Annotated in this window: 2 tRNA genes and 2 rRNA genes; all 4 read right to left on the bottom strand. The window is 52.8% G+C overall.

The features are described from left to right. Positions 1-4: 4 nt before the first annotated feature. Positions 5-2,921 (bottom strand): 23S ribosomal RNA (locus ACY9Z2_RS18845). 205 nt (positions 2,922-3,126) lie between these two features. Continuing rightward, positions 3,127-3,199, bottom strand: a tRNA-Ala gene (locus tag ACY9Z2_RS18840). A gap of 16 nt (positions 3,200-3,215) precedes the next feature. Next, a tRNA-Ile gene (locus ACY9Z2_RS18835) sits at positions 3,216-3,292 on the bottom strand. 120 nt (positions 3,293-3,412) lie between these two features. Beyond that, a 16S ribosomal RNA gene (locus ACY9Z2_RS18830) occupies positions 3,413-4,976 on the bottom strand. Together the 16S and 23S rRNA genes with 2 tRNA genes alongside form the textbook arrangement of a ribosomal RNA operon. Positions 4,977-5,073: the final 97 nt, after the last annotated feature.

Genomic DNA, 5,073 nt, shown 5'->3' with positions numbered 1-5,073 from the left:
AATAGTAGTTAAGTCCTCGATCGATTAGTATTCGTCAGCTCCACGTGTCACCACGCTTCCACCTCGAACCTATCAACCTCATCGTCTCTGAGGGATCTTACTCACTCGAAGTGATGGGAAGTCTCATCTTGAGGGGGGCTTCATGCTTAGATGCTTTCAGCACTTATCCTTTCCACACGTAGCTACCCAGCTATGCTCCTGGCGGAACAACTGGTACACCAGCGGTGTGTCCATCCCGGTCCTCTCGTACTAAGGACAGCTCCTCTCAAACTTCCAACGCCCACGACGGATAGGGACCGAACTGTCTCACGACGTTCTGAACCCAGCTCGCGTACCGCTTTAATGGGCGAACAGCCCAACCCTTGGGACCGACTACAGCCCCAGGATGCGATGAGCCGACATCGAGGTGCCAAACCTCCCCGTCGATGTGAACTCTTGGGGGAGATAAGCCTGTTATCCCCGGGGTAGCTTTTATCCGTTGAGCGATGGCCCTTCCATGCGGAACCACCGGATCACTAAGCCCGACTTTCGTCCCTGCTCGACTTGTAGGTCTCGCAGTCAAGCTCCCTTCTGCCTTTACACTCTTCGAATGATTTCCAACCATTCTGAGGGAACCTTTGGGCGCCTCCGTTACTCTTTGGGAGGCGACCGCCCCAGTCAAACTGCCCGCCTGACACTGTCTCCGAACCGGATGACGGTCCTGGGTTAGAATGTCCGTACAGCCAGGGTGGTATCCCACGGATGCCTCCACCGAAGCTAGCGCTCCGGTTTCCAAGGCTCCCACCTATCCTGTACAAGCTGTACCAACATGCAATATCAGGCTACAGTAAAGCTCCACGGGGTCTTTCCGTCCTGTCGCGGGTAATGCGCATCTTCACGCATAGTATAATTTCACCGGGTCTCTCGTTGAGACAGTGCCCAAGTCGTTGCACCTTTCGTGCGGGTCGGAACTTACCCGACAAGGAATTTCGCTACCTTAGGACCGTTATAGTTACGGCCGCCGTTTACTGGGGCTTCGGTTCAACGCTTCGCCTTGCGGCTAACGCTTCCCCTTAACCTTCCAGCACCGGGCAGGTGTCAGCCCCTATACTTCGCCTTTCGGCTTCGCAGAGACCTGTGTTTTTGCTAAACAGTCGCTTGGGCCTATTCACTGCGGCTCCTCCTAAAAAGGAGCACCCCTTCTCCCGAAGTTACGGGGTCATTTTGCCGAGTTCCTTAACGAGAGTTCTCCCGATCACCTTAGGATTCTCTCCTCGCCTACCTGTGTCGGTTTGCGGTACGGGCACCTATGAACTCACTAGAGGCTTTTCTTGGCAGTGTGAAATCTGGAACTTCGGTACTCTATTTCCCTCCCCATCACAGCTTGCGATTGTTGGACGGATTTGCCTATCCAACTCGCTTACTGCTTGGGCGCACATAACCAGCAGTGCGCTTTCCATATCCTTCTGCGTCCCCCCATCGCTCAATCATTCATGAGGTGGTACAGGAATATCTACCTGTTGTCCATCGCCTACGCCTTTCGGCCTCGGCTTAGGTCCCGACTAACCCTGAGCGGACGAGCCTTCCTCAGGAAACCTTAGGCTTTCGGTGAAAGAGATTCTCACTCTTTTTTCGCTACTCATACCGGCATTCTCACTTCTAAGCGCTCCACCAGTCCTCACGGTCTGACTTCACAGCACTTAGAACGCTCTCCTACCATTGTTCGAAGAACAATCCGCAGCTTCGGTGATACGTTTAGCCCCGGTACATTTTCGGCGCAGAGTCACTCGACCAGTGAGCTATTACGCACTCTTTAAATGGTGGCTGCTTCTAAGCCAACATCCTGGTTGTCTGGGCAACTCCACATCCTTTTCCACTTAACGTATACTTTGGGACCTTAGCTGGCGGTCTGGGCTGTTTCCCTTTCGACTATGAACCTTATCACCCATAGTCTGACTCCCAGGCTTACGTAGCTGGCATTCGGAGTTTGACTGAATTCGGTAACCCGGTGAGGGCCCCTAGTCCAATCAGTGCTCTACCTCCAGTACGCTACGCCTGAGGCTAGCCCTAAAGCTATTTCGGAGAGAACCAGCTATCTCCGTGTTCGATTGGCATTTCACCCCTACCCACACCTCATCCCCGCATTTTTCAACATACGTGGGTTCGGGCCTCCAGTCAGTGTTACCTGACCTTCACCCTGGACATGGGTAGATCACACGGTTTCGGGTCTACGACCGCATACTAATTCGCCCTATTCAGACTCGCTTTCGCTGCGGCTCCGTGTCTTCCACTTAACCTTGCATACGATCGTAACTCGCCGGTCCATTCTACAAAAGGTACGCCGTCACCCATTAACGGGCTTCGACTACTTGTAGGCACACGGTTTCAGGTTCTCTTTCACTCCCCTTCCGGGGTGCTTTTCACCTTTCCCTCACGGTACTGGTTCACTATCGGTCACTAGGGAGTATTTAGCCTTGGGAGATGGTCCTCCCGGATTCCGACGGAATTCCACGTGTTCCGCCGTACTCAGGATACACTCCGGAGGAAACTCCTTTTCGATTACAGGGCTCTTACCCGCTCTGGCTGATCGTTCCAGATCGATTCATCTAAGGAATTTCTTTGTAACTCCAATGGAGTGTCCTACAACCCCAGAAAGCAAGCTTTCTGGTTTGGGCTGTTTCCGTTTCGCTCGCCGCTACTTGGGAAATCGCATTTGCTTTCTCTTCCTCCGGGTACTGAGATGTTTCAGTTCCCCGGGTCTGCCTCACGTACCCTATGTATTCAGATACGCGTACTGCTCCATTACGAACAGTGGGTTTCCCCATTCGGAAATCCTCGGATCGAAGTTTACTTACAACTCCCCGAGGCATATCGGTGTTAGTCCCGTCCTTCATCGGCTCCTAGTGCCAAGGCATCCACCGTGCGCCCTTCTTCACTTAACTATTACTTCTTAAACGAAAAAAATTAAACGCTTATAATCTAGCTTCAGCTCCTAGTGGCTCGCGTCATAAGTAACCAACACTTCAAGCACATAAACCGTGCTTTTCGGTTGTTTTCTTATGCGTGTCGCCCCTGAACAGTCGCTTCCGCTTTATTGGTTTGATGTCGTTGTCTATCTTGCTCTTATTTAGTTTTCAAGGTACAAAATGGAGCCTAGCGGGATCGAACCGCTGACCTCCTGCGTGCAAGGCAGGCGCTCTCCCAGCTGAGCTAAGGCCCCCTAGTATTTATATAGATGGTGGGCCTGAGTGGACTCGAACCACCGACCTCACGCTTATCAGGCGTGCGCTCTAACCAGCTGAGCTACAGGCCCATCTATTATAGGATAATTGCATCCCTCAAAACTGAACAAACAATGGTATGTCAAGGCCTACCAACGGGTAGGTCTTACCGAAATGACCAGCGGTCATTCCGGTTTCCGTGTCTTCCTTAGAAAGGAGGTGATCCAGCCGCACCTTCCGATACGGCTACCTTGTTACGACTTCACCCCAATCATTGGCCCCACCTTCGGCGGCTGGCTCCATAAAGGTTACCTCACCGACTTCGGGTGTTGCCAACTCTCGTGGTGTGACGGGCGGTGTGTACAAGGCCCGGGAACGTATTCACCGCGGCATGCTGATCCGCGATTACTAGCGATTCCGGCTTCATGTAGGCGAGTTGCAGCCTACAATCCGAACTGAGAATGGTTTTATGGGATTTGCTTCACCTCGCGGTTTCGCTGCCCTTTGTTCCATCCATTGTAGCACGTGTGTAGCCCAGGTCATAAGGGGCATGATGATTTGACGTCATCCCCACCTTCCTCCGGTTTGTCACCGGCAGTCACCTTAGAGTGCCCAACTAAATGCTGGCAACTAAGATCAAGGGTTGCGCTCGTTGCGGGACTTAACCCAACATCTCACGACACGAGCTGACGACAACCATGCACCACCTGTCACTCTGTCCCCGAAGGGAACACGATATCTCTATCGCTTGCAGAGGATGTCAAGACCTGGTAAGGTTCTTCGCGTTGCTTCGAATTAAACCACATGCTCCACCGCTTGTGCGGGCCCCCGTCAATTCTTTTGAGTTTCAGCCTTGCGGCCGTACTCCCCAGGCGGAGTGCTTAATGCGTTAACTTCAGCACTAAGGGGCGGAAACCCCCTAACACCTAGCACTCATCGTTTACGGCGTGGACTACCAGGGTATCTAATCCTGTTCGCTCCCCACGCTTTCGCTCCTCAGCGTCAGTTACAGACCAGAGAGTCGCCTTCGCCACTGGTGTTCCTCCACATCTCTACGCATTTCACCGCTACACGTGGAATTCCACTCTCCTCTTCTGTACTCAAGTCCTCCAGTTTCCAATGACCCTCCACGGTTAAGCCGTGGGCTTTCACATCAGACTTAAAAGACCGCCTGCGAGCGCTTTACGCCCAATAATTCCGGACAACGCTTGCCCCCTACGTATTACCGCGGCTGCTGGCACGTAGTTAGCCGGGGCTTTCTGGTTAGGTACCGTCACGGCACCGCCCTATTTGAACGGTACTTGTTCTTCCCTAACAACAGAGTTTTACGATCCGAAAACCTTCATCACTCACGCGGCGTTGCTCCGTCAGACTTTCGTCCATTGCGGAAGATTCCCTACTGCTGCCTCCCGTAGGAGTCTGGGCCGTGTCTCAGTCCCAGTGTGGCCGATCACCCTCTCAGGTCGGCTACGCATCGTCGCCTTGGTAGGCCGTTACCCTACCAACTAGCTAATGCGCCGCGGGCCCATCTGTAAGTGACAGCAAAAGCCGCCTTTCAACGTCTCATCATGTGATATGACGTATTATTCGGTATTAGCTCCGGTTTCCCGGGGTTATCCCAATCTTACAGGCAGGTTGCCCACGTGTTACTCACCCGTCCGCCGCTCGTTCCACAAGCATCACCCCGAAGGGATCTGCTTGCTTCCCGCGCTCGACTTGCATGTATTAGGCACGCCGCCAGCGTTCGTCCTGAGCCAAGATCAAACTCTCCAATAAAGTTTGTGTGAAATGGACACCAATCCATCTCACCTATCTCTTAGCTTTGTTTCGTTGCTTGACATACTTGATTGTTTGTTCAGTTTTCAAGGAGCAA

Source organism: Virgibacillus sp. GM2-2, assembly GCF_055329585.1.
Note: the sequence above shows the minus strand (reverse complement) of the source record. Positions and strands in the feature narration are given on the sequence as shown.